This window comes from Streptomyces sp. 135, assembly GCF_020026305.1.
In the GTDB taxonomy this organism is placed as follows: Bacteria; Actinomycetota; Actinomycetes; order Streptomycetales; family Streptomycetaceae; genus Streptomyces.
Genome location: NZ_CP075691.1, coordinates 2,819,524 through 2,845,614 on the forward strand (window position 1 = coordinate 2,819,524; position 26,091 = coordinate 2,845,614).

The window sequence follows — 26,091 nt, forward strand, 5'->3', positions numbered from 1 at the left end:
CGCTCAGGTCAGCTCGATGACCAGCATGACCACCGCCGCGACCAGCACCAGCGAGCCCACCGCCCGCTCCATCATGTAGCCGGCGCGATTGGGCTCGGTGGCGTCGTAGTCCTTCACGAACGGCTTCTGTAGAGGGCGGTTCACCCTCCACAGAAGCTGTGGTTTCACCACTTGGACCGTCGCCATCACGATGAACAGGCACAGGAACACCACGGCCATGGAGGGGGCCTCTCTCTCCGGTTCTTCCGGGCTCGCACAGCCCGGTGAGGCCCCGTTGCCCTCGAACATGCCCCTGACACGGTGCGGAATCGGCCCTTCCCCGCAAGGGCGCGCAGCGGCTGTCAGGAGAAGCTGTCGGACAGTGCCTGCGTGTCGGCGTACGAAGGGATGCCCGCCGGGAGCGGCGTCCCCTGCCGCACCGCCTCGGCCGCGGCGAGGGCACCGTGCAGCGCCGCGCGGAACAGCAGCGACCCGCAGCTGACGCGCCGCACGCCCGCCTCGGCCAGTTCGGGAAGGGTGGGGCCGCCGTGCGCGTAGAGGATGTTGAGGGGGGCGTCGAGCGCCGACGCCAGCTCGGCGATGACGCGTACGTCACGCAGGCCGGGGACGAACAGGCCGTCCGCGCCCGCCTGTTCGTACGCGCGGAGCCGGTCCTCGGTCCCAGCCGTGTGGTCCCCCGGCAGCCAGTGCGTGTCCGTGCGGGCGTTGACGAAGAGGCAGCCGTCCGTCGCCTCCTTCACCGCCCGGATCACCGCGCACTGCCGGTCCAGGTCGGCGAGGGTGCCGTCGGGGCGGCCGTCCTCGATGTTGACGCCGACCACGCCCGCCTCCGCCAACTCGACGGCGAGCGCCGCGACGTCCTGCGGGCGGTCGCTGAAGCCGCCCTCGACGTCGACGCTGACCAGGACGTCGAGACGGGCGAGGCCACGGGCGAGCCGTACGGTCTCCGCGCGCGTACCGCCCACCCCGTCCGGCAGCCCCGCGGCGGCGGCCACCCCCAGGCTCGTCGTGCCGACCGCGCGGAACCCGGCGGCGGCCAGCGCGGCGGCCGAGGCGTGGTCCCAGGCGTTGGGGAGCAGCAGGGGTGCGCCGGGGCGGTGCAGGTCGCGGAATTCCTTGTGGCGAAGCGTCATGGTCCGACCGTACGGCGGCGACGCTTCGGTACGGGCCGCAGCGTCATCGCCAGGGTGCCGACGTGGGCAGGAAGTGCACGTCGTAGAGGTCCTGTTCGGAGCGGAGACTGTCGAAGGACTCCAGGCCGTGCTGGATGCGGCCCAGCGCGCGGAAGTACCCGAAGCGCTCGACGCCCGGCGTCAGCACGGCCAGCAGCCGGGCGGTGGAGCCGCGTGCCGCGCCGAACGCGTGCGGCACGCGGGGCGGGACCACGACGAGGCCGCCCTCCTCCACGGTCGACAGCTCCCCGTCGAGCAGGAACTCGGCGGTGCCCGAGGCGACGTAGAACAGTTCGTGCGACAGGGCGTGGAAGTGCGGGCGCGCACCATCGGCGCCCTCGCCGAGGGTCAGCGCGTTCGCGCCGAGCGCGCCGCCGGTGTCGCTCGCGTCGGCGAGCAGCGAGAAGCCGCCGCCATGCGGGAGGGGCACGCACTCGGCGTCGGTGGGGCGGCGGACGAACGGCGGGCGTGTCTTGGGGCTGCCGTTGGGTATGACCACGGGTCCTGGCCTTTCGGGGATATGGGTGGGTGAGCGGGCGCGAATTCGGTCTGGCACGCCATTCGAACCCGGGAAGCAATCGCGTACCACCGGCTGTTGTCGCCCACAGAAATCACGGATCGTGATCAATCCAGGCAGGGGCGGGGGCCAGTCGGGAGCGAGGCGGGGGCATGGAGCTACGGCAGCTGGAGTACTTCGTGGCGGTGGCCGAGGAGGGCGGGTTCGCGCGTGCCGCCGAGCGCTGCGGGATCGTGCAGTCGGCGGTGAGCCAGCAAGTGCGGCGCCTGGAGCGGGAGTGGGGCGTACTCCTCTTCGAGCGGTCCACGCGGCACGTACGGCTGTCCGGGGCGGGCGAGCGGCTGCTGCCGGAGGCGCGGGCCGTACTCGCGGCGGCCCGGCGGGCCCGGCAGGTCGCCGCCGACGTTGCGGGCGGCTCGGACGGCGTGCTGCGCGTGGGCGGAGTGCAGGCCCCTGGCGGTCGGATCTTCGGCGTACTGAACGAGCTGGCGGAGCGGGCGCCCGGCCTCCAGGTCACGCTGCGACGCCTGCCGCCCGCCGAGCGGCTCGCGGCGGTACGGGCGGGCGAACTGGACGCCGCTTTCGTACGCGCGCTGGACGCGGCCCCCGGGCTGGAACTGCTGCCGGTGTGGAGCGACCCGCTGTACGTGGCGCTGCCCGCCGGCCATCCACTGGCGGAAGAAACGGTCCTACGGCTCGATCGGCTCACGGCGGCCGGGCTGGCGCTGCGGCTCGCGCCGCGCGAGAACAACCCGCCCTTCCACGACCTGATCACCGGGGCCCTGCGTGCGGCGGGAGCGGAACGGCCGCTTCTGGGGCCGCCGTTCACGACACTCCAGGAAACACTGACGGCGATCGGCGGCCCGGGTGAGTCGTCGTGGACCGTGTTCTACGAGGTGAGCGGTCTGCCGTCGCTGCCCCGCGTGGCGGTGCGACCACTGGCGGGGCCGTCGGTGGTCACCTGCCTCGCCGTCCGGCCGGGGCCGCCGGGTGCGGCCCTGCGCGAGCTGCTGCTTGTCACCACGGCACGGGAGGGGGCAAATCAGGGGGCGAGCTCTACCCCGTCGCCGAGGAGCTGACCGCGCCCGTGACCACGTCCCACGCCGCTATCGCCCGCTCCGCGACCTTCTCCAGGTCGCTGCGGGTGGCGCCGTCACGGGCCTGGACGGACATGCCCTGAAGTACGGCGGTGTAGAAGGAGGCGACCGCCCGGGTGTCCGTGTCGGCGGGCAACTCGCCGTTCAGGATGCCCTGTTCGACCCGGCGGGCGATGCTGCTGATTCCGTCCTCGCGCCACTGGGCGAGCCTCTCCTGTATGGGCGCGTTCTCCGCCGAGCAGTTGGCGGCGGCCTGCACGATCATGCAGCCGCCGGGCTTGGCCTCGTCCGTGTACGCGCGCACGTTCCCCCGGAGGATCGCCGCGACGGCCTCCCTGGCGGTCGGCTCGTCGGCGAGGGCGCGGGCGATGAACTCCCCCTCGGTGGCGCCGTACAGGGCCACGGCCTCCAGGAACAGTTTCTCCTTGGAGCCGAACGCGGCGTAGAGGCTGGGCGAGCGGATCTCCATGGCGGAGGTCAGGTCGGTCATGGACGTCGCCTCATACCCCTGCTCCCAGAACACGGCCATGGCGCGCTCCAGCGCGGTGGTCCGGTCGAAGCTCCTGGGGCGCCCGCGTGCCGCCGTCATGACCTCTACCCCTTAAGGATCTTGGCGCGGTGATTTCTGTGTCGTTCACTCAATATATCTCTTGACGGGGGAGGGCGGGCGTGTGACGATTTCTGTGTCGATCGGCACAGAAAGCTGACCGGCACGGACGGTTGCCCGGCACAGTGACGGGCCGAGAAGCGGGGGGCGTGCGCGCGATGGGCGAGTTGACGTTGGCGGGGAAGGCCGCGCTGGTGACGGGCGGCAGCAGGGGCATCGGCGCGGCGATCGTGCGGCGGCTCGCGGCGGAGGGCGCGGACGTGGCGTTCACGTACGTCAGCGCGGCCGGCGAGGCGAAGGCGAAGGACGTGGTGGCGGACGTCGCGGCGCTGGGGCGGCGCGCCGTGGCGCTCCAGGCGGACGCGGCGGACGCCGACGCGGTCACGGGCGCGGTGGACCGCGCGGCGGCGGAGCTGGGAGGCCTGGACATCCTGGTGAACAACGCGGGCGTATTTCCGAGCGGCCCGTTGGAGGACGTCACCCGCGAGGAGTTGGAGCGCACGCTGGCCATTCATGTCAGCGCGGCGTTCCTCGCGGCGCAGAGCGCGGTGCGGCACCTGCCGGAGGGCGGCCGGATCATCAGCATCGGCAGCAATCTGGCGGAGCGGACACCCTTCGGCGGCATAGCGCTCTACGCGATGAGCAAGGCGGCCCTGTCCGGACTCACCCGGGGGCTGGCCCGCGAGCTGGGCCCGAGGGGGATCACTGCGAACGTCGTGCACCCGGGCTCCACCGACACGGACATGAACCCCTCGGACTCCCCCGAGGCGGAATTCCAGCGGGACCTGTCCGCCCTGGGCCGCTTCCTCGACCCGGACGACGTCGCGGCCCAGGTCCTGCACCTGGCGGGCCCCGGCGGGCGGAACATCACGGGCACGGCGATAACGGTCGACTCGGGCACCAACGCCTAGCTTCCGCGTGGGGGCGCCCTTGGCCCAAGATGCCCCTATGAAGAGTGACTTGTTCTCCAGTGACCACATGGCGCAGCCGGCCCTGGCCCCCGGAATGACCCTTCAGAACGCCAAGTCCATCAAGTACGCGGTGAGCGGTGAGATGTTCGCGCGGCAGGGCGCGATGATCGCGTACCGCGGTGACTTGCAGTTCGAGCGCAAGGGCCAGGGCGTGGGCGGCATGCTCAAGCGCGCGATGACCGGTGAGGGACTGCCGCTGATGGCCGTGCGCGGCCAGGGCGAGGCGTGGTTCGCGCACGAGGCGCAGAACTGCTTCATCGTCGACGTCGAACCGGGCGACGTCCTCACGGTCAACGGCCGCAACGTCCTGTGCTTCGACGCCACCCTCTCGTACGAGATCAAGACGGTGAAGGGCTCGGGGATCGCCGGGGGCGGGCTGTTCAACAGCGTCTTCACGGGCGCTGGCCGCCTCGGCCTGGTCTGCGACGGCAACCCGCTGGTGATCCCCGTCTCCCCGCAGCAGCCGGTGTACGTGGACACGGACGCGGTGGTCGGCTGGACCGCCGATCTCGCCACGTCCCTGCACCGCTCGCAGTCCATCGGTTCGATGATCCGCGGCGGCTCGGGCGAGGCGGTGCAGCTGATGCTTCGGGGTGAGGGCCACGTCATCGTGCGGCCGAGCGAGGTGACGCCGCAGAAGGCGCAGCAGCACTGAGTGCCGCCGCGCACTCCCGCGCCCACCGGGGCCCTCACCTGAGCGAAGCGTCAGACGGCCCGGCGCTCCCGCTGCTCCCGCTCCCGCTGCTCGTATCCGGCGAGGCGGACGCAGACGGTCAGGCCGTGCATGGCCTGCTCCAGCTCAGCGAGGGACGGGTAGCTGGGGGCGATGCGGATGACGGCGTCCCGCGGGTCGTCGCCGTAGGGGTGCGTGGCGCCGGCCGGGGTCAGCACGATGCCGGCCTCGGCGGCGCGGCGCACCACGTCCTTGGCGCAGCCGTCGGGGACCTGGAGGGTCACGAAGTAGCCGCCCTTGGGGGAGGTCCAGGTCGCGAGGCCGGTGCCGCCCAGCTCGGCGTCGAGGATCCGGGCCACGGCCTCGAACTTGGGCTGGAGCAGGGCGCGCTGGCGCTCCATGTGGGCCCGCACACCGTCGGCGTCCCGCAGGAACAGCACGTGGCGCAGCTGGTTGATCTTGTCGGGGCCGATCGAGCGCTTCTGGTTGTTGGCGAGGAGCCACTTGACGTTGGCGGGCGAGGAGCCGAAGAAGGCGACGCCCGCGCCCGCCGCGGTGATCTTGGAGGTGGAGCCGAAGACGAACGCCCGGTCCGGGTTCCCGGCCTCGGCGCAGGCGCCGAGCAGGTCGGCGATCTCGGCGGGCTCGTCGGTGAGGTGGTGGGCGGCGTAGGCGTTGTCCCAGAAGATCCGGAAGTCGGGGGCCGCGGTCTCCATGCGGGCGAGGCGGGCCACGGTCTCGTCGCTGTAGACGACGCCGTCGGGGTTGCTGTACTTCGGCACGCACCAGATGCCCTTGACCGCCGGGTTCTCGGCGGCGAGGCGCTCGACCTCGTCCATGTCGGGCCCGTCGGCCGTCATCGGCACCGGGATCATGTCGATGCCGAACCGCTCGCAGAGCGCGAAGTGCCGGTCGTAGCCGGGCACGGGGCACAGGAACGCGACGCGCTCCTGGTCCACCCAGCGCGAGGTGGCGCCGGGCAGCACGCCGAGGAGGGCGTGCACGAGGCAGTCGTGCATCAGCTCCAGGCTGGAGTTGCCGAGGGCGAGCAGCTGGGCGGCGGGCACCTGGAGCAGCTCGGCGAAGATCTCGCGGAGCTCGGGCAGGCCCTGGAGGCCGCCGTAGTTGCGTACGTCCGTGCCGTCGGCGGAGGTGTGGCGTCCGCCGGGCAGGCTCAGCAGGTCCTCGCTGAGGTCGAGCTGCTCCGGTGCGGGCTTGCCCCGGGTGAGGTCCAGGGAGAGCCCGCGCCCCGCGAGGTCCTCGTAGTCCTTCCTGGCCCGCTCCAGGAGGCCGGCCAGGGCCGGGGCGTCGGGGCTCAGCTCGGTGGTCATGGTGTTGCCTCTCGCAGGTGCCGCATCGATGGGTCGCGCCTGCCGAGAATACAAAACCGGGCACCCCGGCTTTTCACCCGTGAGAAGGGCCCGGCCGCCGACGCGTCGATATGCCGTGTGCGGGACCTTGACCGGCCCCCCTGCCCCTCCTATCGTCGCCACGCCACCCACGACGTAGGACGTGGGATCTCTCAAGGGAGACAAGGGGAGAAACAGTGAGCGACCAGAGCGACCTGAGCCACCTGATCCCTCGGACCTCGGCCCAGGAGGGCCCCCGCCCGGCCACCGGGACCGTCCCCCGCCCGGCCGCGCCGACCGACCGGCGGGCCTTCCTCAAGTACACCGGAGCGCTGGGCGCGGCCGCCGCCGTCACCACCACGCTCTCCGCCTGCTCCGCGGGACCCGAGTCCACGAACGAGACCGGTGGCGGCGGCCAGGGCGGCGACTCCACGCTCACGGCCGTGATCGGCTACGGCAACGACGGCAGCTGGGACCCGACCCAGACCGCGTCCGCCTTCGCCATGGCGGGCAACGAACACATCTACGAGGGTCTGCTCGGCACGGACCCGATCAGCCGTGAGCCCTATGCCGCGCTCGCCACCGAGATCCCCGACGACCTCAAGGCGACCACGTGGAAGTTCTCCCTGCGGCCGGGCGCCAAGTGGCACGACGGCAAGCCCGTCACCGCCGATGACGTGGTGTTCGTATTCGACCGGATCCTCGACCCGAAGACCCAGACCCTCGCCAAGGGGTTCTTCGCGAGCTGGCTGAAGGAGGTCAGGAAGGTCGACGCCCTGTCCGTGGAGCTGATCCTCAAATTCCCCTTCCCCGACGGCGCCGCGCGGCTCTCCCTCGCGAAGATCATGCCCAAGCACGTCTTCTCGCGGCCCGGCGCGTGGGAGGACGCGACCAAGGGCAAGGCGATCGGCTCAGGTCCGTACCGGCAGACCGCGCACCACCCGAAGTCGAACACCACCTTCGAGGCCTTCGAGGACTACAACGGCCCGCGCAAGGCCGCCTTCAAGAAGATGAACTGGCTGACGATCGTGGACGCCGCGCCGCGCGTCGCCAAGATTTCCGGCTCCGGCGCGGACGCGGAGATCGCCGACAACATCCCGTACGCCAACATCGGGCAGCTGAAGAAGAGCGGCATGACCGTCGAGGGCGGCGCCGGCATGAACAACCTCTTCCTGCTCTTCAACACCGCGCACAAGCCGTTCGACGACGTACGCGTGCGGCAGGCCCTGCACTACGCCATCGACCGCGACAAGATGATCGAGGCCGCCCTCAAGGGGCACGGCAAGGCGTCGACGTCCTTCCTCAACGAGGCCAACCCCTCCTACCGGCCCGCCAAAACCGTCTACGCCCACGACCTGGCGAAGGCGAGGAAGCTGCTGGGGGAGGCGGGCGTCGGCAAGCTGACGGTCAACCTCATGGCGGTCAACGTGAGCTGGATCGTGGACTGCCTGCCGACCATCCAGGACGGCTGGGAGAAGCTCGGCGTCGAGGTCACCCTCGACCCGCAGGAGACCACCGCCGTCTTCACCAAGCTGGACCAGAAGAAGGACTTCCAGGTCGTCGCGGCCGCCTCGAACCCCAACCAGTTCGGGCTCGACGCCGACCTGATCATGCACTACAACTACGGCCCCGAGAACCTCTGGATGGGCTACGCCCGCTGGGCCCAGAACCCCACCGCCAAGAAGCTCTTCAAGGACATGGCGCAGGCCACGCGCGAGCCGGAGGCGGGCAGGAAGCGGGCCATGATCCAGGACTACATCGACGTCGTGGCCGAGCAGGCCGTGCTCTATCCGGTCGTGCACAACGAACTCATGACGGCCTGGGACCCGAAGAAGATCAGCGGCGTCCAGGCCCAGCCCTATCCGGGGATCAACCTGCTCCAGGCCAAGTGGGCCTGACGAACGGCCGGTTCGGGAGGCGCACGCCGTGACCGCAGTCCTCAGAATCCTCGCCCGCCGCATCGCCCTGCTCGTCCCGCTGCTGCTCGGCATCGTGCTCTTCGTCTTCCTCGTGATGCGGTTCTCGGACGTCGACCCGGCCTCCGCGTTCTTCCAGGGCGCGAACCCGACCCCCGAGCAGCTGCATCAGTTCCGTCAGGAGAACGGGCTCCTCGACCCGCTGCCCGTGCGCTACATCGCCTTTGTCGGCGACCTCCTCCAGGGCGACATGGGCATCAGCGTCCTCAACCGCTCCCCCGTCCTCGACCAGGTCACCACCGCCCTGCCGCTCACCATGCAGCTGACCTTCCTGGGGCTCGGCATCGCGGTCGTCCTCTCGCTGGCCCTCGGCGTGACCGCCGCGATCTACCGCGACCGGCTGCCGGACCAGCTCATCCGCGTCGTCTCGCTGACCGGGGTCGCGGCGCCCGGCTTCTGGCTGGCGCTGCTGATGATCCAGTACCTGGCGGTGGACTTCGGCTGGTTCCCGACCGGCGGCTACATCAACCCCGCGGACTCCCTCACCGGCTGGCTCAGGACCATGACGCTGCCCGCCCTCGCGCTCTCCCTGCCGGTGGCGGCCGGCCTCACCCGCATCATCCGCACCGCCGTGGTCGAGGAGCTCGACAAGGACTACGTCCGCACGGCCATCGGCAGCGGCCTGCCGCCGGTGGTGGTCGTCGGCCGCAACGTCCTGCGCAACGCCCTCATCAACCCGCTCACCGTGCTCGGTCTGCGCGTCGGCTATCTGCTGGGCGGCGCCGTCGTCATCGAGACGATCTTCTCGCTGCCGGGGATGGGGAAACTGATGATCGACGCCGTCAAGAACGGTGACCCGGCCGTCGTCCAGGGCGTCGTCATCACCACCGCCGTGGGCTTCGTCGTCGTCAACCTCGTCATCGACATCCTCCACCTCCTGGTCAACCCGCGCCTGAGGGGGACGAGCTGATGCTCATGACCCGCAAGCAGCTCACGGAACGCCTCGCCGTCCCCGGCCTCCGCCTGCGCTCGCTGCGCAAGCTGCCCGTGCTGTCCCGGATCGCGGTCGGCGTCGTCGGCCTCGTCGTCCTGGTCGCCCTCCTCGCGCCGCTCATCGCCCCGCACGACCCGCTCGACCAGCAGAGCCAGGTCGACGGCACAGGCCACCCTTCGGCCCGCCACTGGATGGGGCAGGACAGCCTGGGCCGCGACATCCTCAGCCGGCTGATGTACGGGGCGCGCTGGTCGCTGGCCATCGGCCTCGGCGCCACGCTGCTCGCGCTGCTCGTCGGGGCACTGATCGGCGCGGTCGCGGCCACCTCCCGCAAGGCCGTCGACGAGACGCTGATGCGCTGCCTGGACGTCGTCATGGCCTTCCCCGGCATCGCGCTCGCCGCCGTGCTCGTCGCGGTCTTCGGCGGCGGCATCACCGTACTGATCTGCGCGATCGCGTTCCTGTTCACGCCGCCGATCGCCCGGGTGGTGCGGGCCAACGTCCTCGACCAGTACGGCGAGGACTACGTGGTCGCCGAGCGCGTCGTCGGCGCGCGCACCCCGCACATCCTGATCCGGCACGTCGCCGTGAACTGCGCGGCGCCCATCCTGGTCTTCTGCACCGTGCAGGTCGCCGAGGCCATCGTCTTCGAGGCGTCGCTCTCCTTCATCGGCGCGGGGGTGCGGCCGCCCGACCCGTCCTGGGGCAGCGTCATCGCCGACGGCAAGAACATGGTCCTGATCGGCGGCTGGTGGGCGACCGTCTTCCCCGGCCTGCTCATGCTCATCACGGTCCTCGCCCTGAACATCCTCTCCGAGGGCGTCTCGGACGCGTGGGCGGCACCCTCCACGCGCGACGTGCCGGGCGCGGCCCGCGACGAGGACCCCCTCGAAGCGCCCGAGCCGGGCACCGGCGAAGTCCTGGAGCTGCCCGGCCTCGCCGAGGCCTCGGACCGGCTGCGGGCGCGGGCCCGGCCCCTGCCGTCCGGCGCGCCGGTCCTGGACGTACGCGACCTGCGGGTCGCCTTCCCCGGGCGGCACGACGGCGTGGACATCGTGGACGGCATCTCCTTCGACCTGCGCCCCGGCGAGGTCCTCGGCCTCGTCGGCGAGTCGGGCTGCGGCAAGTCGCTGACCGCGCTGACGGTGATGGGCCTTGAGCCCAAGGGCGCCCGCGTCACCGGCAGCGTCACCTTCGACGGCCAGGAGCTGACCGGCCTGCCGGCCCGGGCCCGGCGCCGGCTGCTCGGCCACGACATGGCGATGATCTACCAGGACGCCCTGTCGTCCCTGAACCCGGCGATGACGGTCCGCTCCCAGCTCAAGCAGGTCGTACGCAGGGGTGGGCGCCGCACCTCCACCGAACTGCTCGAACTGGTGGGCCTGGACCCCGACCGGACCCTGCGCAGCTACCCGCACGAACTCTCCGGCGGCCAGCGCCAACGCGTACTGATCGCCATGGCCCTCTCCCGCGACCCGAAGCTGATCATCGCCGACGAGCCGACGACGGCGCTCGACGTCACCGTGCAGGCGCAGATCATCGAACTGCTGCTGCGACTGCGCGCGGAGCTGGGCTTCGCGCTGGTCCTCGTCTCGCACGACCTGGCGCTCGTCGCCGACGTCACCGACCGGGTGGTGGTGATGTACGGCGGACAGATCGTCGAGACGGGCGTCACCGCCGACCTGGTGGGGTCCCCGGCACACCACTACACGCGCGGCCTGCTCGGTTCCGTGCTCTCCCTGGAGTCGGCGCAGCAACGGCTCACGCAGATCAGGGGCGTGGTGCCGTCCCCGGCGGACTTCCCACCGGGCTGCCGCTTCTCGAACCGCTGCCCGCTGGCGACGGCGGTGTGCCACGACGTGACCCCGACGCTGGTGGGTGCCACGCTCCACGAGACGGCCTGCCACCACCCGGCGGAACCACCGGCGCCCCGAAGGGGCGCGGGGAACTGCGCGTCCAGCCCCCACACACCCGCACCCGGAGAGCCGCCACGATGACCACCCCCCTCATCGAACTGAGCGACGTCCACGTCACGCACAGGGCCCGCTCCGGCACCCTCCTCTCCCGCGACCGCGTCCACGCCCTGACGGCGGCGGACCTGACCCTCGCCCCCGGCGAAACCCTGGGCGTCGTAGGAGAATCCGGCTGCGGCAAATCCACCCTGGCCAAGGTCCTGGTCGGCGTACAGCGCCCCACCACCGGCACGGTGTCGTTCGAAGGCAGCGACCTCTGGACGATGAGCCCCGCCGCCCGGCGGACGGAGCTCGGCACCCGCACCGGCATGATCTTCCAGGACCCCTCGACCGCCCTGAACCGCAGACTGTCCGTCCGCCAGATCCTGCGTGACCCCCTGGACGTGCACAGACGCGGCACGGCAAGGGACCGCGAAGCGCGCGTAAGGGAGTTGATGTCCCTGGTCGGCCTGCCCGAGGCCCTCGCCGACGGCCTCCCCGGCCAACTCTCCGGCGGCCAACGCCAACGCGTCGCGATCGCCCGCGCCCTGGCCCTCGAACCGGACCTGGTCATCGCCGACGAGCCGACCAGCGCGCTCGACGTGTCGGTACGCGCCCAGATCCTCAACCTCCTGCTGGACCTCAAGGAACGCCTCGGCCTCGCCCTCGTCTTCGTCTCGCACGACATCCAGACCGTGCGCAGGATGAGCGACCGCGTCATCACCATGTACCTCGGGCGGATCGTGGAGGAGTCCCCGGCCGCCGAGATCCTTGCCCGCGCCCGGCACCCGTACACACGCGCCCTGTTCTCCGCCACGCCCGGCCTGCTCGACCCCATCGACCCGATCCCGCTGTCCGGCCCGGTCCCGTCGGCGACCCGGCCGCCGAGCGGCTGCCCGTTCCGTACGCGCTGCTGGAAAGCGGACGAGACGTGCGCCGATGCGATGCCGGGTGTCGAGTCGGCGGGGGCGGGGCATCGATTCCGCTGTCACCATCCCGTGGCCGAAGGACAGTCGACCCACGAACTGGCCGCCCAGGCCGCCGCCACGGCCCGAACCCGCAGGGAGCGCCCATGACCCTTCCCACCTTGTTGACCGGTGTCGTACCACCCGTCTGCACACCGCTGACACCGGACCGCGAGGTGGACACCGCCTCCCTGGTGCGGCTCGTCGACCATCTGGTCGCGGGCGGCGTCAACGGCCTGTTCGTGCTCGGCTCGACGTCGGAGGTCGCCTACCTGACGGACCGGCAGCGGGCCGTCGTCGTCGACACGGTGGTCCGGCACGTCGGCGGCCAGCTGCCCGTGCTCGCCGGGGCGATCGACATGACCACGCCCCGCGTCCTGGACCACGTGCGGATGCTCACCGAGGCGGGCGCCGACGCGGCCGTGGTCACCGCGCCCTTCTACACCCGCACCCACCCGGCCGAGATCGCCCGCCACTTCCGGCTGATCGCGGCCCACTCTCCGGTGCCGGTCCTCGCGTACGACCTGCCGGTGTCGGTGCACGTGAAACTGGGCGCGGACCTGGTCCTGGAGCTGGCCGCGGAGGGCGTGCTGGCGGGCCTGAAGGACTCCAGCGGCGGCGAGGGCGCCTTCCGGAGCGTGGTCATCGGCAAGCGGTCGGTACCGAGGGCTTTCAGCGTGCTGACCGGTTCGGAGCTGACGGTCGACTCGGCGCTCGCGATGGGCGCGGACGGGGTGGTGCCGGGACTCGGGAACGTCGACCCCGCGGGGTACGTACGCCTCTACGCGGCCTGCCGGGAGGGCGACTGGGTGCGGGCGCGGGCCGAACAGGAGCGGCTGTGCGGCCTGTTCGGGATGGTGACGGCGGGCGACCCGGCACGGATGGGCGGCAGTTCGTCGGCGCTCGGAGCCTTCAAGGCGGCGCTGCACCTGCGCGGCGTGATCGCCTGCCCGGCGACGGCGGAGCCGCAGATCCCCCTCTCGCAGCGCGAGACGGAGACGGTGGGCAAGCGCTTGGCGGCGGCGGGGCTGCTCTGAGAAGCCGTTGTCTTCCCGGACGTGATCGCTGAGTCTCTGCTGTGATCGCCCACGACCGCCACCGTTGGTGTCAGCCCGTGATGTCAGCGGTCACTGGAGGCGGTCCGGGCGACGGGGTGGAAGTTGATGCGTTCGCGCACCACGGGGAAACCGGCCTTGGTGAAGTTCGCGGCCATGGGGAAGTTGCCCCGGTCCGTGGCTCCGGTGACGACCTCCGCACCCTGTTCCACCAGGAAGTGTGTGCACTCGGCGAGGAGGTCGTAGGCGTAGCCGTGGCCGCGGTGTTCCGGCAGGACACCGATGAACCCGATGGTCGGTCCGGAGGGGTTGTGCGCCGGGATGTGGATGCCGGCCAGTTCGCCTTCCGGGGTGCGGGCGAGCTGCCACCATTCCCGCGGGGACGGGCACCAGTGGAAGAACTCCATTTCTTGCCGCGCGGCCTGGTCGAGGCCGCCCGCCGCGACGGCCTTCAGCGCGTGGGCGTCCAGCGTGGCCGCGTGGATGCGGCGCAGCGCGTCGAAGAAGACCGCGTCGTCGGGCTCGGGGCCGAAGACGAGGCGGCCGGGCCGCTCGGGCAGCCCGCGTTCCTGGGTCCAGCGGTACAGGAGGCGTTCCACCAGGAGTTCGTAGCCGGCGGCCCGGGCGGCGGCGAAGCGCGTCTCGGCGGCCGCGGCCAGGGCGGGCTGCTCGCGCCAGTCGCTGGGCAGATTGATCTCGAGTTCGACCTGCCACGGGGCGGAGCGCAGGAGTTCGGCCCCCGCCTCGACCTCGCCCTCGGCGACGTCGAACCAGTTGAGGTTGACGGGTTCCTCATCATCGGAACCACCCCACCAGGCGCCGCGGGCGACGACGGCGCCGTCGCGCAGGGCCACCCGCTTCCAGTGCGGGCGGTGCGTGGTCCGCTGGTGCGCGGCACGGGCGTTCAGTGGGTCGGGGTGTGCGTCGAACAGATGGGCGTCGCTCTCGTCGAGCGCGCGGATGACCATATCGGTCATGGGTTCCTCCGGGATGCGTACGGCAGGAGCGCTCCCGGTCGGATCAGAGGTGCCACACCGGGGTAGCGGGGAGGGAGCGCTGGATGGTCGGGAACTGCACGGCACTCGCCTCCTTCCGTTCGTCATCACGCGGCGTGGTCCGGGGCCAGACGCTACTTGCTCACCGACGGATCCGTCCACAGAAATGACGAACCGTACGGCTTCTGAACGCGCGCCGGCATCACCTGATGCTGGTGTCGCCGAGCGCCTCCAGGACGGACCGGAGACCGTTGGCCGCGTCCTCGACCAGTTCACGGTCCAGGTCCGCGAGCAACAGGGTGTACTTCGCCAGGTGGTCGGCGAAGGCGGCCCGGGTGACCTCATGCCCGCGCTCGGTGAGGTGGATCTTGACGGTGCGCCGGTCCGCTCCGTCCCGCACCCGCTTGACCAGGCCCTTGGCCTCCATCTTGTCGATGCGGTTGGTGATCGTGCCTGACGACACCATGGAGGCCTTCAGGAAGGTACCGGCGGTGAGGGCGTAGGGCGGTCCGGAGCGCTGCAAGGTGGTGAGGACGTCGAACTCGCCGACATCCAGGCCGTGTTCGGCCGCCGTCGCCTTGACCATCCTGTCGACCGTCAGGCCCAGCCGCTGGATGCGGCCGAAGAGCTCCACCGGCCAGAGGTCACCCACCAGGTCGGGGCGCTCCTTGACCCACTGGCCGATGATCGCGTCCACGGCCGCTGCGCGTCACCCTGGTCCGCTCCCCCGAGGCCCGCGAGCGGCTTGGGCGGCTCATGGACGAGGGCAACCGGGCGAAGACCTTGGCGGCCCCGCTCGTCGCGATCCTCTCCGCCGACAACGAGTTCCACGAGGAACTCCCCTCCCTGCTCCCCCACTTCCCGCAGGCCAAGGACCTCTTCTTCGCCGAACGTCCGGTCCGTGAGCAGGCCGCGCTGGTGAACGCCACGCTCCAGGCCGGCTACTTCATCGTGGGCGTGCGCGCCGCCGGTCTCGCCGCGGGCCCGATGACCGGCTTCGACTTCGCGGACGTCCAGAAGGAGTTCCTGGACGACGACCACACCCCGCTGATGATCGTCAACATCGGCAAGCCCGGCGACGACGCCTGGTACCCGCGCTCGCCCCGCCTCGCCTACGACGAGGTCGTCACCACGGTCTGAGCGCTCCAGTCCATCCGGGCCACCCCTGCCCTCGCCACCGGCCACCCCGATCCCAGGAGCCGCCCGCCATGCCCCCGCTGATCCGTACCCGAAACCACCCCGCCCCCCTGACGAAGCCGCTCGCGAAGCCTCCGTCGAAGCCCCCTGCGGCGGCACAGCGGCACGTCCCGGTCGGCTGGCTGGCGTTGCTCGCCGCCCCCGCTGCCGCGAGCGCCAACAGCCCCGTCCTGATCCTCCCCGACATGGCGGACTCACTCGGTGCCCGCACCGCCTCCGCGACCTGGCTCGTCACGGTCTTCGCCTGGGCCATGGCGGTCGGCACGCCGCTGATGGCCGGCCTGCTGCGCCGCCGCGGCCTCGGCGCCACGCTGAAGCTGAGCGCCGCCCTGATCGTCACCGGCACCGCGGTCCTCGCCGTGTCGCCCTGGCTGTCACCCGCCATGGCCGGCCGGGCGGCCCAGGCCGCGGGCGCCGCGGGCCTGATCACGGCGGCGATGAGCCTCGCGGGCTCGGTCCGCAGGATGGGCGTGATCACTGCGGGGTTCGGCGTCCTCGGCGCGGGTGGGCCGCTGCTGGGCTCGGTGCTCGCGGGCGCCGCCTCCTGGCGGGTCTCCCTGGCCGTCGGCGGGGTCGCCCTCCTCGCCCTGCCGATGGTCATGCGCCGCGCCGACCTCACGCCACCGCCCCGCAGCGCCCCCTTCGACGGCCGGGGCGCCGCCCTGCTGGTCCTGATGGTGACGGCCCTGGTCCTCGTCCCCCGCTACCCGCTCCCGGCGGTGGCCGCCGCGCTCGCCGCCGCGATACCGCTGACCCTGCACATCCGGTCCCGCCCCACCGGTTTCGTCCCGGTCTCCCTGCTGCGCACCCGTGCGTTCATCCTGTCGGCCGCGCTCGCCTGCACCCTCGCGACCTCGTACTTCACGCTGCTGTTCACCGTGCCGCAACTGCTGCGCGAGCGCACCGGCTGGTCGGCGGCCGCCATCGGCACCGGCCAGCTGGCCGCCCTGCTGACCGGCTCGGTGCTCTCCATGGCGCTGGCCGCGGCCTCCGCGCGGATGAGCCGCCCCCGCGTGCTGACGATCCTGCTCACCGTCGGCGCGCTCGCCCCGCTCACCGCCGCGCTGACTCCTTGGGGGCCGCCGCTCCTGCTCGTCGCGGCGCTGGCCGTCTTCGCCACCAGCGCGGGCCAGGCGACGCTCGCCGTGTACGCGACGGCTCCCACGCCGGCCGGCCTGCGCCCCACCGCGATCGGGCTGTTCAACCTCTGCTACCAGCTGGGCGGCGCCTTCGGGCCGGCCATCGCGGCCGCCGTCGTCCTCGGCGGCTGAGACCGCTCAAGGGCCACGCGAGGCCGCTCAAGGCCGCGGGATGCCCGGACCCGGTCCGCTGTCACTGAGCGCTACGCCCAGCCGGGCCGACTCAACCGGTCAGGGGCCAACTGGAGGGGTTTGCGCGGTCGTAGTGGAGGGAGGGGAGCCTGGCTCCGCGGCCTCCGTCACTGTCTGGCCGGCTTGGGTGCGTGCGTACAGGACCTGCCTGCCCGCGCGGTGCGCGCTGACCAGCCCGGCGTTCCGCAGGGCGGTGAGGTGCTGGGAGGTGCCGCCGGGGGTCAGGCCGGTGCGGCGGGCGAGTTCGGTGGTGGACGCGGGGGCGGTCAGCTCGGTCAGGATCATCGCGCGGGAGCGGCCCAGCACCCCCGCCAGGGCGTTGGGGACGGTCGCGGGCCGGGTGTGCCAGAGCGTGCCGACGGCGCGGGGCGGATAGCGCAGCGAGGGCTGCCACGGTTCGCTGAGCACGGAGAAGACACGCGGCCAGACGAAGGCGGAGGGCACCAGCAGCAGGCCCCGGCCGTCGAGCCGACGTGCTCCGCGCACGGTGCGGTGTTCCAGGTGCAGGGTGCCTTGAGCCCAGTTGACCTGCGGGTCGAGGTCGGTGAACAAGTGCTGCGCGCCGCCGGCGACCAGGCGGCCGGCGCGGTAGCGGATGTCGCCCTCCAGCAGGGTGAGGATGCGCGACCAGTACGGGGCCAGCGCCAGCTCCCAGTATGCCTCGATCACCTCTGCCAGCCGCGCGAGCTCGGCGGCCGGGTCACCGAGCAGAGCCGCCATCCGCGATTCCGGCACCTCGGCCGTGGTGTGCAGAAGGGCCGGCGGCATGGCCCGCACCGTGGCCAGCTCGATGTCCAGCGACGGCAGCGGCGTCGTGGGCGGCGGGCAGATGAACCCCGGGATGCGGCCGGCCCAGGGCGAGCGAACGGGCATCGGGACGAGGTCGAACAGCGGGCTCAGGTCGAGGCCGGCCGCCGCCAGCCGCGGGCGTACCTGGTCTGCCCAGGTGTGGTGCAGGCCGTGCGCGTCCGCACCCTTGAGTACCCGGATGCTTGCCACCACCTCCCACAGCGGGGAGATCGCGAAGCGGGTGCGGGCCACGTCCTCCGTGGCGAACTCGATCTCGATCATTTAGCTCAGCGTAAATCCTTAGGGAGACCCGCGCGGGTCCCGCACCGTACGCCGCATGACCGAAGCCCCAGATTCCCCGTGGCGCATGGGCGCCTTCCGCACGCTCTTTGCCGCAAGCGCCCTCAGCCACCTCGGCAGCAACGTCGGCTATGTGGCGATACCACTGCTCGCCGTCACGACGCTCGACGCCGGCCCCGGCCAGGCCGGTGCGCTGGCTGCGCTGTCCACCGCCGCCTTCCTGCTCATCGGGCTGCCCGCAGGCGCGTGGGTGGACCGCCTGCCGGGGCGCCGCCTGCTGGTGGCCGCCGACGCCGCTCGCGCGGTGTTGCTCGCCTCGATCCCGCTGGCCTGGTGGCTGGGCGTGCTCTCGCTGCCGCAGCTGTACGCAGTGGTACTGCTGACGGGCTGTGCCACCGTGTTCTTCGACGTCGCCTCGCAGAGCGTCCTGCCCGAACTGGTCGGCCGCGAGCGCCTGGTGCCGGCGAACGCCGCCATCGTCAGCCTGATGGCCGGCGCCAACATCGCCGGCCGCGGCGCCGGCGGCTTCATGGTCCAACTCCTCACGGCACCCCTGGCGATTCTCGGCGGTTCCCTCGCCTACCTCGCCTCCGCCTGCAGCCTCACCGGTATCGCCCGTCACCACGCTCGCGCGGAGACCTCGGCTGCCAAGCGACGGCTCCGGACCGAGATCACGGAAGGGCTGCGCCATGTCCTCGGCACACGTGAACTGCGGCCCCTGGCGCTCACCGCGACCCTCGGCAACCTCGGCGCACAGATGATCAACGCCATGCTGCCGGTGCTGTTCACCCGCGAACTGCACCTGCCCGCCGCGGCACTCGGCCTGTACTGGGCAGCCGGCGGCCTGGGCATCCTGCTCGGTGCCCGCCTCGCCCGCCCCCTCGCCGCCCGCCTCGGCCATGGCCGCACCCTGGCCCTGGCCGGGCTGTGGTTCGCACCCGCCGCACCGGCCATCGCACTGGTCGACACCGGTCCGTGGTTGTGGGTGGCCGGCGCCGGGTGGCTGGCCGCCATGACAAAGACGGGCATCGACAACGTCCTCGGCGTCACCTTGCGCCAGCACCTGACCCCGGACCCGCTGCTCGGCCGCATGAACGCCACCTTCCGCTTCCTGCTCACCGGCGCCCTGGCCATCGGCTCCGCCCTGGGCGGCCTCATCGGTGAGGCCGCGAACATACGCATCGCCGTATGGGCAGGCGCGGTATGCCTGGCCGGCGCCTTCCTCCCGGTCTTCTGCTCCCCCCTCCGTGCACTGCGAGAACTGCCGGCGACTCCGGCGTCGCCCCACCGGGCATCAGCGACGTCCACCACCGAAGCGTGAACCCGGCGCCACCAACCCCGTCTCATACGCCACGATGACCAGTTGCGCCCGGTCACGGGCGCCCAGCTTGCCCATGATGCGGCTCACGTGCGTCTTCGCCGTGAGCGGGCTCAGGCCCAGGGTCTCGGCGATCTCCGTGTTGTTCAGGCCACGCGCGACGAGTGCCAGCACCTGCCGCTCACGGTCCGAGAGACCCTCGGGCCCGCCCGCCACCGTCAGACCGGCGGTGTCGGGCGCCCGCAGTACGCGGGCGATCAGCCGCGAGGTCGGCCCCGGTGAGAGCAGGGACTCACCGGCGGCCACCGTGCGGATGGCGTCCAGGAGTTCGGCGGGCCTGGTGTCCTTGACCAGGAAGCCGGACGCCCCGGCGCGCAGCGCGTCCACGACGTGCTCGTCCGTGTCGTACGTCGTCAGCATCAGGACCTTGACGCCCGCGAGGTCCTCGTCCGCCGCGAGGAGCCGCGTCGCCTCGATCCCGTCGAGGTCGGGCATGCGGATGTCCATGACGACGAGGTCGGCGCGTGCCGAGCGGGCCAGGTCGACCGCCGAGCGCCCCGTGCCTGCCTGTCCCACGACCTCCATGCCGGGCGCGGAGTCGACGAGCATCGCGAACGCCGCGCGCACCAGCGTCTGGTCGTCGGCGAGCAGCACACGGATCGTCATGTCAGGCCTCCCAGGGGCGCGGACGCGAGGGGCAGCACTGCGGACACCATGAAACCCCCCTCCGGTCGCGGGCCCGCCTCCAGGGTGCCGCCGACGGTACGGGCCCGCTCCCGCATCCCGACAAGGCCATACCCCGGCGTGCCCCCGCGTTCCCGTACGCCGGCACCGGCACCGTCGTCCGTCACCGTCACGTTCAGCGCCGCCTCCCCGGTGGTGACGTCCACCCGGACGGTGGGGCCGGGCCCCGCGTGCCGCACGGCGTTGGTGAGCGCCTCCTGCACGATGCGGTAGGCGGCGGCACCCACGGCCGGCGGTGCCCCGCACTCCGTCACGCTCAGCTCGACGCGGGCTCCGGCGGTGCGGGCCGCTTCGGCGAGGTCGGGCAGCGAGCCGAGGCCGGGCAGCGGGCCCCTGGCCTCGTCGGTGCCGTCGTCGGTGCCGGAGCGCAACACCTCCAGGGTGGCCCGCAGTTCGCCGCGGGCGGTGCGGCAGGTCTCGGCGACGTCGTCGAGCGCCTTGGCGACGGCCGCGCGGTCCAGGCGGTCGGGGGCGGCGGCGAGGACGTGCGCGGCAACGGACGTCTGGACGCCGACGAGGGTGATGCTGTGGGCGAGGAGGTCGTGCAGATCGCGGGCGACCCGCAGCCGCTCCTCCGCGACCCGGCGGCGGGCCTCCTCCTCGCGGGTGCGTTCGGCCCGTTCGGCGCGCTCCACGACGGAGGCTACGTACTGGCGGTGGATGCGGACGTAGACGCCGAGCAGCAGGAAGGAGACGATCCAGCCCGTTATCCGCAGCGATTCGGCGCCTTCGGCGATGCCCTCGGAGAACTTGACGCCCAGCATGACGCCGATGACCGCGGCGCCGACGAGGACGGTGTTGCGCGGCCGGGACCGGGAGGCGACGGTGAAGAGACCGGCCATCGAGACCGCCATGGGCGCGGTGTGGTTGGCGTCGAGGGAGTGGTAGGTCAGCAGGATCGCCATCAGGACGACCATGACGCGCATGGGGGCGCGGCGGCGCCACACGATGGTGATGTGCGCGGCGATCAGCAGGGCCCAGCCGGCGACGCCGGGCGGATGGCCGTTGTCCCGTACGACCTGGACGACGACGACGGCGCTCGCCGCCATGGCGAGGGCGAACAGGGCGTCGGTGCGCAGCCGTTCGCCCGGGGCGGCGGGGCCGAGGACCCGCTCGGCGAGGTTGCGGCGTGCGGTGTCCGGGGCGGTGCGCGGGCCTGTGCCGGGTGAGTCCACCGGCCCATCTTCGGGTACGGGGGCGCCCCTCCGGGAGAGGAGGGGCGCCAGGAAGGCGGGGATCAAGGCGAGGGCACCCGGACGCGTTCGGCCTCGGGGGCGGGGGCCGCCGCCGGGGGCTTGGACAGGGGGCCTGGCCACCACACCTTGCGGCCGAGTGCCACGCCGGCGCTCGTCACCAGGTACGTACGCACCAGGAAGGTGTCGAGCAGGACGCCGACCGCGATGACGAAGCCCAGCTCGACGAGTTGGACGAGGGGCATGTTGGTGAGTACGGCGAACGTCGCGGCCAGCACGAGCCCGGCGGAGGCGATGACGCCGCCGGTGGTGCGCAGCGCGGTGAGCGCGGCCGCCCCCGGTTCGGCGCCGTTCAGGCTCTCTTCCCGCATGCGGTGCATGAGGAAGATGCCGTAGTCGACGCCGAGGGCGACGAGGAAGACGAAGGAGAGCAGCCCGAGCCCCGGGTCGGTGCCCTCGAAGCCGAGCAGGGGTTCGAAGACGAGTCCGGCGATGCCGAGCGAGGCGCCCCACACGGCGACGACCGCGGCGAGCAGCAGCAGCGGCGCGACGAGGCTGCGCAGCAGGGCGACGAGGATCAGCAGCACGGCCGCGAGCACGAGCGGCACGACGATGGCCCGGTCCCGGGCGTTGGTGTCCTTCAGGTCCAGTTGCTGGGCGCTGGCTCCGCCGACGTACGAGCCGTCGAGTCCGTCCCGCAGCGCCTCGATGGTGGCGGTCTCCCCCGGGGTCTCGGGCGCGGACGAGGCGAGGACGGAGATCTCGGTCCACCCCTTGGCGGTACGTCCCTTCTCCGCGCTGTCGACGCCCTTGGTGCCGCGGATCTCGGCGAGGGCGTCGGGGACGCGGCCCGCGGGGGTCATGACGGTGATGGGCTGCGTGCCGCGTTCGGGGTAGGCGGCGGCGAGCGTCTCCATGGCCGCGACCGAGTCCGGGGTCTTGGTGAAGGAGTCCTCCTGCTTGAGGGAGCCGGGCAGGTTGAAGGCGCCGAGGGCGAGCGCGCCGAGCAGGACGGCTCCGGAGGCGAGGACGGCGAGCGGCCTGCGCCCGGCCGAGCTGCCCATGGCGGCGAAGAGGGAGCGCCGCCGCTTGGGCGTGCTGCCGAAGGCGGGGATCAGCGGCCAGAACACCCGTCGGCCGAGGAGCACCAGGATCGCGGGGAGCAGCGTCAGCATGGCGACGAGCGCGCACAGCACACCGACGGTGCCGAGCGGGCCCATGCCGCGGCTGCTGTTGAGGTCGGCGGCGAGCAGGCAGAGCAGCCCGGCGGCGACGGTCCCCGAGGAGGCGAGCACGGCGGGCCCGCAGCCGCGCAGGGCGGCGGCCATGGCGTCGTAGGGCTGTTCGATCCTGCGCAGTTCCTCCCGGTAGCGGGAGACGAGCAGCAGGGCGTAGTCGGTGCCCGCGCCGAAGACGAGGATGGTCATGATGCCGGAGCTCTGGCCGCTGACGGCGGTGCCGAAGGCCTGGTTGAGGCCGTAGGCGGCGGCCATCGCGAAGTAGTCCGCGATGCCGGCGACGGCGAGCGGCACGAGCCACAGGAACGGGCTGCGGTAGATGAGGATCAGGAGCAGCGCGACGACGCCCGCGGTGGTGTAGAGCAGGGGGCCGCCCAGCGCGTTGTAGACCTCGCTCGCGTCGGTGTCGAAGGCGCCGTTGCCGCCGACGTCGACGCTCAGCCCGCCCTCGCCCCGGGCGACGTCCCGCACGTCGTCGACGAGGGCGTCCCGTTTCTCCTCGTCCTGTCCTGGCTCGGTGGAGGCCACCGGGTACATCAGGGTGGTGCCGTCCTTGGAGGGCACGCCCTTGGGCTCGGCGACGAGCTTGTGCGCCCCCGCTATCTCGGCGACCTGCTCACCCGCGGTCGTGCGGTCGGCGGCGGTGAGTCCGCCGTCCCGGTGGTAGACGAGCACCAGCTCGGTGGCGCCGCCGCCCGGCAGCTGGTCCTGGAGCTTCGCGACCTCCGTCGAGTCGGCGCTCGCGGGGAGGTAGTCGACGGGCCGGTCCTTCTGGACGTCGGAGAGTTTGGCGGCGAAGGGCGAGGCGAGGGCGAAGACGACGATCCACAGGCCCAGGAACACCCAGGGAACGGCGCGTCGGCGCCGTCGTGACGCGGTGATGGACGGTGCGGCCCCCATGACGGGCCTCCTTCGGCAGGGGTGACGTGTTCGGGGTCAACCCTTCCGGGAAGCGGGCCGCGTTCCGTCGGGCCCGGGGGCGAGTCCGCGGTTACACCGCCGGGAGGCGCGGGGCGGTGACTACTCCCGGCGGAGTACGCGCGGGGGTGTCACGCGCCGGGCGTCAGGACGGCGTACGCGCCGCCACGAGGAGCCGGGTCACGTCCTCGGAGCAGATGGTGAGCGCGCAGCCCGCCGTGGCGAGGACGTCGCGTTCGGCGGGGGTGTAGGGGCCGTCGGCCAGGGCGATCCGGGCGCCCTGGAGGAGCAGCGCCTCGCGTCCCGCGGGGGCGAGGTGCGGGGCGAGGGGGCCGAGGGCCTCGTGGAGTTCGATGGCGAGGCCGGGGCCGCAGTCGGGCTCGGTGGCGCGGCCGGTGTCGGCGGCGAGCGCGTCGACGAGGGCGACGAGCTGCTCCTCGGTGCAGTCGTCGTAGCCCGCGGCCCGCAGCGTGCCGACGGCCGTGTCGAGCGCGGCGCGCGTGGCGGCGCCGCCCGTGGACAGGACGGCGAGGACCACGGTGTGGACGGCGTCGCGCAGCATCGCGGAGAGCCGCGTGGTGGTGGGGTGGTCCAGGACGTCGGGGTCGAAGAGGTCCTGGCAGGCGGCGCACTGGACGACGGGTCCCGCGGCGCCGCGCGGCACGAGGGGCAGGCCGAGCAGGACGAAGCGGCGCCGTCCGGTGAGCCGCTGGTAGTTGCGGTCGCCGCCGCAGGCGGGGCAGAAGAACTCGCCGTCGCCGACGGCGTCCCAGGCGGTGTGCATTCCGACCACCCGCCGGCACAGGGCCCGCCCGCGTGAGACGGGCCTGGCGGAGATGCGGGCTTTCCGGCCGTTCAGTCCCCGTTCTGGCAGCACCACGCACCTCCGTAACTCCCCGGCTGCATTGCCGCGTTGGCGTGATGTTAGCCACATCGATGATGCCGCGTCAGTAGCTCGTACAGGAGAGCGAGCCGGAGGTGGCCGGGAGACGACGCGGCCCCGCCCGCCACGGAGGCGGGCGGGGCCGGTGGAGAGCCGGTGGGAGAGTCAGCGCGCGGCGCGGTTGACGGCCGACACGACGGCCTTCAGCGAGGCGCGCGTGGTGTTGGCGTCGATGCCGATGCCCCACAGCACCTTGTCGCCGATCGCGCACTCGATGTACGAGGCGGCCTGCGCGGACGCGCCCTCGCTCATCGTGTGCTCCTGGTAGTCCAGCAGGCGTACGTCGATGCCGATGCCCTGCAGCGCGTCGAAGAACGCGGAGATCGGGCCGTTGCCGCAACCGGTCAGAACGGTGTCCGCGCCGTCCAGCGTGGCCTCGACGGTGAGGGTGTCGACGCCGTCGGTGTCGGTCGTCGTCTGGCCGTTCTTGACCTGAATCCGACCCCAGGGGTTCTCGGGGTTGGGCAGGTACTCATCCTGGAAGACGCTCCAGATCGCGCCCGGCGTGACCTCGCCGCCCTCGGCGTCGGTCTTCGCCTGGATGATCTTCGAGAACTCGATCTGCATGCGGCGCGGCAGGTCCAGCTTGTGGTCGTTCTTCAGGACGTACGCGATGCCGCCCTTGCCGGACTGCGAGTTGACGCGGATGACGGCCTCATAGGAGCGGCCGACGTCCTTGGGGTCGATGGGCAGGTACGGCACGGCCCACTCGATGTCGTCGACGGTCTTGCCCGCGGCCGCCGCCCGGGTCTCCAGCGCGTCGAAGCCCTTCTTGATGGCGTCCTGGTGGGAGCCGGAGAAGGCGGTGTAGACCAGGTCGCCCGCGTAGGGGTGGCGGGGGTGGACCTCCATCTGCGTGCAGTACTCGTACACGCGCCGGACCTCGTCGATGTCCGAGAAGTCGATCTGCGGGTCGACGCCCTGGGAGAAGAGGTTCATGCCCAGGGTGACCAGGTCGACGTTGCCGGTGCGCTCGCCCTGGCCGAACAGGCAGCCCTCGACGCGGTCGCCGCCGGCCATGACGGCCAGCTCGGCGGCGGCGACGGCGGTGCCGCGGTCGTTGTGCGGGTGGATGGACAGGCAGACGAACTCGCGCCGCGAGAGGTTGCGGGACATCCACTCGAAGCGGTCCGCGTGGGTGGAGGGCGTGGAGCGCTCGACCGTGGCGGGCAGGTTCAGGATGATCTCGCGGTCGGCGTCGGGCTGCCAGACGTCCATGACGCCTTCGCAGACCTCCAGGGCGAAGTCCAGCTCGGTGTCGGTGAAGATCTCGGGGCTGTACTGGTATCCGAACGTCGTACGGTCGTCCAGCAGCTTGTCGGCGTACTCCATCACCAGCCGCGTGCCGTCCACGGCGATCTGCTTGACGGCGTCGCGCGAGCCGCGGAAGACGACGTCGCGCCAGACGGGCGCGGTCGCGTTGTACAGGTGGACGGTCGCGCGGCGGGCGCCCTTCAGGGACTCCACGGTGCGCTCGATCAGCTCTTCACGGGCCTGCGTCAGGACGGAGATCGTCACGTCCTCGGGGATCGCGTCCTCGTCCTCGATGATGGAGCGCACGAAGTCGAAGTCGGTCTGGCCCGAGGAGGGGAAGCCGACCTCGATCTCCTTGTAGCCCATGCGTACCAGCAGGTCGAACATGGCGCGCTTGCGGGCCGGGGACATGGGGTCGATCAGCGCTTGGTTGCCGTCGCGCAGGTCGGTGGAGAGCCAGCGGGGGGCGACGGTGATCCGCTTGTCCGGCCAGGTGCGGTCCGGGATGCCGACCTGCTCGTACTGGCCGTACTTGTGGATCGGCATGGACGTGGGGCGCTGGAAGTTCGGCATGTGCGGGGCTCCTCGGAAGTGTCCTGAAGG

Annotated in this window: 23 protein-coding genes and 1 pseudogene; 11 read left to right on the forward strand and 13 right to left on the reverse strand. The window is 72.1% G+C overall.

The features are described from left to right. Positions 1–3: 3 nt before the first annotated feature. From KKZ08_RS12725 to KKZ08_RS12735, 3 genes are read right to left on the reverse strand one after another with little or no spacing between them, the layout of a single operon-like run. Positions 4–288, reverse strand: coding sequence for a DUF6199 family natural product biosynthesis protein (locus tag KKZ08_RS12725; protein ID WP_223774552.1), 285 nt, complete (start codon positions 286–288; stop codon positions 4–6). 53 nt (positions 289–341) lie between these two features. Then, positions 342–1,133: an isocitrate lyase/phosphoenolpyruvate mutase family protein gene (locus KKZ08_RS12730; protein ID WP_223774553.1), complete on the reverse strand. Its 792-nt coding sequence runs from the start codon at positions 1,131–1,133 to the stop codon at positions 342–344. 43 nt (positions 1,134–1,176) lie between these two features. Next, entirely contained in the window at positions 1,177–1,671 is a 495-nt protein-coding gene (locus tag KKZ08_RS12735) for a cupin domain-containing protein (protein WP_223774554.1), read from the reverse strand. Positions 1,672–1,841: 170 nt separating this feature from the next. Between KKZ08_RS12735 and KKZ08_RS12740 the strand changes: the two genes are divergently transcribed. Beyond that, positions 1,842–2,768 (forward strand): LysR family transcriptional regulator, encoded by a 927-nt coding sequence (locus KKZ08_RS12740; protein WP_223774555.1) that lies wholly within the window; start codon positions 1,842–1,844, stop codon positions 2,766–2,768. On the opposite strand, the gene KKZ08_RS12745 is transcribed toward KKZ08_RS12740, so the two are convergent. Continuing rightward, on the reverse strand, positions 2,746–3,375 hold the full coding sequence (locus KKZ08_RS12745; RefSeq protein ID WP_223774556.1) for a TetR/AcrR family transcriptional regulator: 630 nt from the start codon (positions 3,373–3,375) through the stop codon (positions 2,746–2,748). The two genes, KKZ08_RS12740 and KKZ08_RS12745, sit on opposite strands and share 23 nt — an antisense overlap. 176 nt (positions 3,376–3,551) lie before the next feature. Between KKZ08_RS12745 and KKZ08_RS12750 the strand changes: the two genes are divergently transcribed. Together KKZ08_RS12750 and KKZ08_RS12755 are read left to right on the forward strand one after the other, a co-directional pair. Further along, positions 3,552–4,304, forward strand: coding sequence for an SDR family oxidoreductase (locus KKZ08_RS12750; protein ID WP_223779032.1), 753 nt, complete (start codon positions 3,552–3,554; stop codon positions 4,302–4,304). Positions 4,305–4,341: 37 nt separating this feature from the next. Beyond that, a complete protein-coding gene (locus tag KKZ08_RS12755) occupies positions 4,342–5,019 on the forward strand; it encodes an AIM24 family protein (RefSeq protein ID WP_223774557.1) in 678 nt (225 codons plus the stop codon). 50 nt (positions 5,020–5,069) lie between these two features. Here the strand turns inward: KKZ08_RS12755 and KKZ08_RS12760 are convergent, their stop codons facing one another. After that, positions 5,070–6,368, reverse strand: a complete 1,299-nt coding sequence (locus KKZ08_RS12760) for an aminotransferase class I/II-fold pyridoxal phosphate-dependent enzyme (protein WP_223774558.1) — start codon at positions 6,366–6,368, stop codon at positions 5,070–5,072. A 215-nt stretch (positions 6,369–6,583) separates the two neighbouring features. On the opposite strand from KKZ08_RS12760, the gene KKZ08_RS12765 reads away from it, so the two are divergent. From KKZ08_RS12765 to KKZ08_RS12785, 5 genes are read left to right on the forward strand one after another with little or no spacing between them, the layout of a single operon-like run. Beyond that, on the forward strand, positions 6,584–8,284 hold the full coding sequence (locus tag KKZ08_RS12765) for an ABC transporter substrate-binding protein (RefSeq protein ID WP_223774559.1): 1,701 nt from the start codon (positions 6,584–6,586) through the stop codon (positions 8,282–8,284). Positions 8,285–8,312: 28 nt separating this feature from the next. Continuing rightward, entirely contained in the window at positions 8,313–9,272 is a 960-nt protein-coding gene (locus KKZ08_RS12770; protein WP_223774560.1) for an ABC transporter permease, read from the forward strand. Then, positions 9,272–11,293 carry a dipeptide/oligopeptide/nickel ABC transporter permease/ATP-binding protein gene (locus tag KKZ08_RS12775; protein WP_223774561.1) on the forward strand — a complete coding sequence of 674 codons (2,022 nt, stop codon included), beginning with the start codon at positions 9,272–9,274 and terminating at the stop codon, positions 11,291–11,293. The genes KKZ08_RS12770 and KKZ08_RS12775 overlap by 1 nt, the downstream gene beginning before the upstream one ends. Beyond that, positions 11,290–12,324 carry an ABC transporter ATP-binding protein gene (locus KKZ08_RS12780; RefSeq protein ID WP_223774562.1) on the forward strand — a complete coding sequence of 345 codons (1,035 nt, stop codon included), beginning with the start codon at positions 11,290–11,292 and terminating at the stop codon, positions 12,322–12,324. Before KKZ08_RS12775 ends, KKZ08_RS12780 begins: the two co-directional genes overlap by 4 nt. Beyond that, positions 12,321–13,250: a dihydrodipicolinate synthase family protein gene (locus tag KKZ08_RS12785; protein ID WP_223774563.1), complete on the forward strand. Its 930-nt coding sequence runs from the start codon at positions 12,321–12,323 to the stop codon at positions 13,248–13,250. The genes KKZ08_RS12780 and KKZ08_RS12785 overlap by 4 nt, the downstream gene beginning before the upstream one ends. 83 nt (positions 13,251–13,333) lie before the next feature. On the opposite strand, the gene KKZ08_RS12790 is transcribed toward KKZ08_RS12785, so the two are convergent. Next, entirely contained in the window at positions 13,334–14,245 is a 912-nt protein-coding gene (locus KKZ08_RS12790; RefSeq protein WP_223774564.1) for a GNAT family N-acetyltransferase, read from the reverse strand. Between the two features lie 220 nt (positions 14,246–14,465). After that, positions 14,466–14,960 (reverse strand): MarR family transcriptional regulator, encoded by a 495-nt coding sequence (locus KKZ08_RS12795; RefSeq protein ID WP_223774565.1) that lies wholly within the window; start codon positions 14,958–14,960, stop codon positions 14,466–14,468. 2 nt (positions 14,961–14,962) lie between these two features. On the opposite strand from KKZ08_RS12795, the pseudogene KKZ08_RS12800 reads away from it, so the two are divergent. Both KKZ08_RS12800 and KKZ08_RS12805 read left to right on the forward strand, forming a co-directional pair. Then, positions 14,963–15,403 (forward strand): annotated as a pseudogene (locus KKZ08_RS12800) (malonic semialdehyde reductase); the annotation flags it as partial. Between the two features lie 68 nt (positions 15,404–15,471). Further along, positions 15,472–16,731 carry an MFS transporter gene (locus KKZ08_RS12805; protein ID WP_223774566.1) on the forward strand — a complete coding sequence of 420 codons (1,260 nt, stop codon included), beginning with the start codon at positions 15,472–15,474 and terminating at the stop codon, positions 16,729–16,731. A gap of 99 nt (positions 16,732–16,830) precedes the next feature. Here KKZ08_RS12805 and KKZ08_RS12810 read toward each other — a convergent pair whose 3' ends face one another. After that, the gene (locus tag KKZ08_RS12810) at positions 16,831–17,862 is read right to left on the reverse strand and encodes a DUF5937 family protein (protein WP_223774567.1); all 1,032 of its coding nucleotides are present in this window, start codon (positions 17,860–17,862) and stop codon (positions 16,831–16,833) included. A 55-nt stretch (positions 17,863–17,917) separates the two neighbouring features. Here KKZ08_RS12810 and KKZ08_RS12815 point away from each other — a divergent pair, with 55 nt between their 5' ends. Then, on the forward strand, positions 17,918–19,201 hold the full coding sequence (locus KKZ08_RS12815) for an MFS transporter (protein ID WP_223774568.1): 1,284 nt from the start codon (positions 17,918–17,920) through the stop codon (positions 19,199–19,201). On the opposite strand, the gene KKZ08_RS12820 is transcribed toward KKZ08_RS12815, so the two are convergent. The 5 genes from KKZ08_RS12820 to leuA all read right to left on the reverse strand — a co-directional run bounded on the left by KKZ08_RS12820 (position 19,175) and on the right by leuA (position 26,061). Further along, on the reverse strand, positions 19,175–19,864 hold the full coding sequence (locus KKZ08_RS12820) for a response regulator transcription factor (protein ID WP_223774569.1): 690 nt from the start codon (positions 19,862–19,864) through the stop codon (positions 19,175–19,177). The genes KKZ08_RS12815 and KKZ08_RS12820 overlap by 27 nt on opposite strands. Then, the gene (locus KKZ08_RS12825) at positions 19,861–21,117 is read right to left on the reverse strand and encodes a histidine kinase (RefSeq protein WP_223774570.1); all 1,257 of its coding nucleotides are present in this window, start codon (positions 21,115–21,117) and stop codon (positions 19,861–19,863) included. Before KKZ08_RS12825 ends, KKZ08_RS12820 begins: the two co-directional genes overlap by 4 nt. A 62-nt stretch (positions 21,118–21,179) precedes the next feature. Continuing rightward, positions 21,180–23,273, reverse strand: a complete 2,094-nt coding sequence (locus tag KKZ08_RS12830; protein WP_223774571.1) for an MMPL family transporter — start codon at positions 23,271–23,273, stop codon at positions 21,180–21,182. Positions 23,274–23,436: 163 nt separating this feature from the next. Further along, the gene (locus tag KKZ08_RS12835) at positions 23,437–24,168 is read right to left on the reverse strand and encodes a TerB family tellurite resistance protein (RefSeq protein ID WP_223774572.1); all 732 of its coding nucleotides are present in this window, start codon (positions 24,166–24,168) and stop codon (positions 23,437–23,439) included. A gap of 171 nt (positions 24,169–24,339) precedes the next feature. Then, positions 24,340–26,061 carry a 2-isopropylmalate synthase gene (gene leuA / locus KKZ08_RS12840; RefSeq protein WP_223774573.1) on the reverse strand — a complete coding sequence of 574 codons (1,722 nt, stop codon included), beginning with the start codon at positions 26,059–26,061 and terminating at the stop codon, positions 24,340–24,342. Positions 26,062–26,091: the final 30 nt, after the last annotated feature.

Bases quoted from the DNA above. Each gene is read 5' to 3' on its own strand.
- KKZ08_RS12725 (WP_223774552.1), bottom strand. From the start codon at position 288: ATGTTCGAGGGCAACGGGGCCTCACCGGGCTGTGCGAGCCCGGAAGAA.
- KKZ08_RS12730 (WP_223774553.1), bottom strand. From the start codon at position 1,133: ATGACGCTTCGCCACAAGGAATTCCGCGACCTGCACCGCCCCGGCGCA.
- KKZ08_RS12740 (WP_223774555.1), top strand. From the start codon at position 1,842: ATGGAGCTACGGCAGCTGGAGTACTTCGTGGCGGTGGCCGAGGAGGGC.
- KKZ08_RS12745 (WP_223774556.1), bottom strand. From the start codon at position 3,375: ATGACGGCGGCACGCGGGCGCCCCAGGAGCTTCGACCGGACCACCGCG.
- KKZ08_RS12750 (WP_223779032.1), top strand. From the start codon at position 3,552: ATGGGCGAGTTGACGTTGGCGGGGAAGGCCGCGCTGGTGACGGGCGGC.
- KKZ08_RS12755 (WP_223774557.1), top strand. From the start codon at position 4,342: ATGAAGAGTGACTTGTTCTCCAGTGACCACATGGCGCAGCCGGCCCTG.
- KKZ08_RS12760 (WP_223774558.1), bottom strand. From the start codon at position 6,368: ATGACCACCGAGCTGAGCCCCGACGCCCCGGCCCTGGCCGGCCTCCTG.
- KKZ08_RS12775 (WP_223774561.1), top strand. From the start codon at position 9,272: ATGCTCATGACCCGCAAGCAGCTCACGGAACGCCTCGCCGTCCCCGGC.
- KKZ08_RS12780 (WP_223774562.1), top strand. From the start codon at position 11,290: ATGACCACCCCCCTCATCGAACTGAGCGACGTCCACGTCACGCACAGG.
- KKZ08_RS12785 (WP_223774563.1), top strand. From the start codon at position 12,321: ATGACCCTTCCCACCTTGTTGACCGGTGTCGTACCACCCGTCTGCACA.
- KKZ08_RS12790 (WP_223774564.1), bottom strand. From the start codon at position 14,245: ATGACCGATATGGTCATCCGCGCGCTCGACGAGAGCGACGCCCATCTG.
- KKZ08_RS12805 (WP_223774566.1), top strand. From the start codon at position 15,472: ATGCCCCCGCTGATCCGTACCCGAAACCACCCCGCCCCCCTGACGAAG.
- KKZ08_RS12810 (WP_223774567.1), bottom strand. From the start codon at position 17,862: ATGATCGAGATCGAGTTCGCCACGGAGGACGTGGCCCGCACCCGCTTC.
- KKZ08_RS12815 (WP_223774568.1), top strand. From the start codon at position 17,918: ATGACCGAAGCCCCAGATTCCCCGTGGCGCATGGGCGCCTTCCGCACG.
- KKZ08_RS12820 (WP_223774569.1), bottom strand. From the start codon at position 19,864: ATGACGATCCGTGTGCTGCTCGCCGACGACCAGACGCTGGTGCGCGCG.
- KKZ08_RS12830 (WP_223774571.1), bottom strand. From the start codon at position 23,273: ATGGGGGCCGCACCGTCCATCACCGCGTCACGACGGCGCCGACGCGCC.
- leuA (WP_223774573.1), bottom strand. From the start codon at position 26,061: ATGCCGAACTTCCAGCGCCCCACGTCCATGCCGATCCACAAGTACGGC.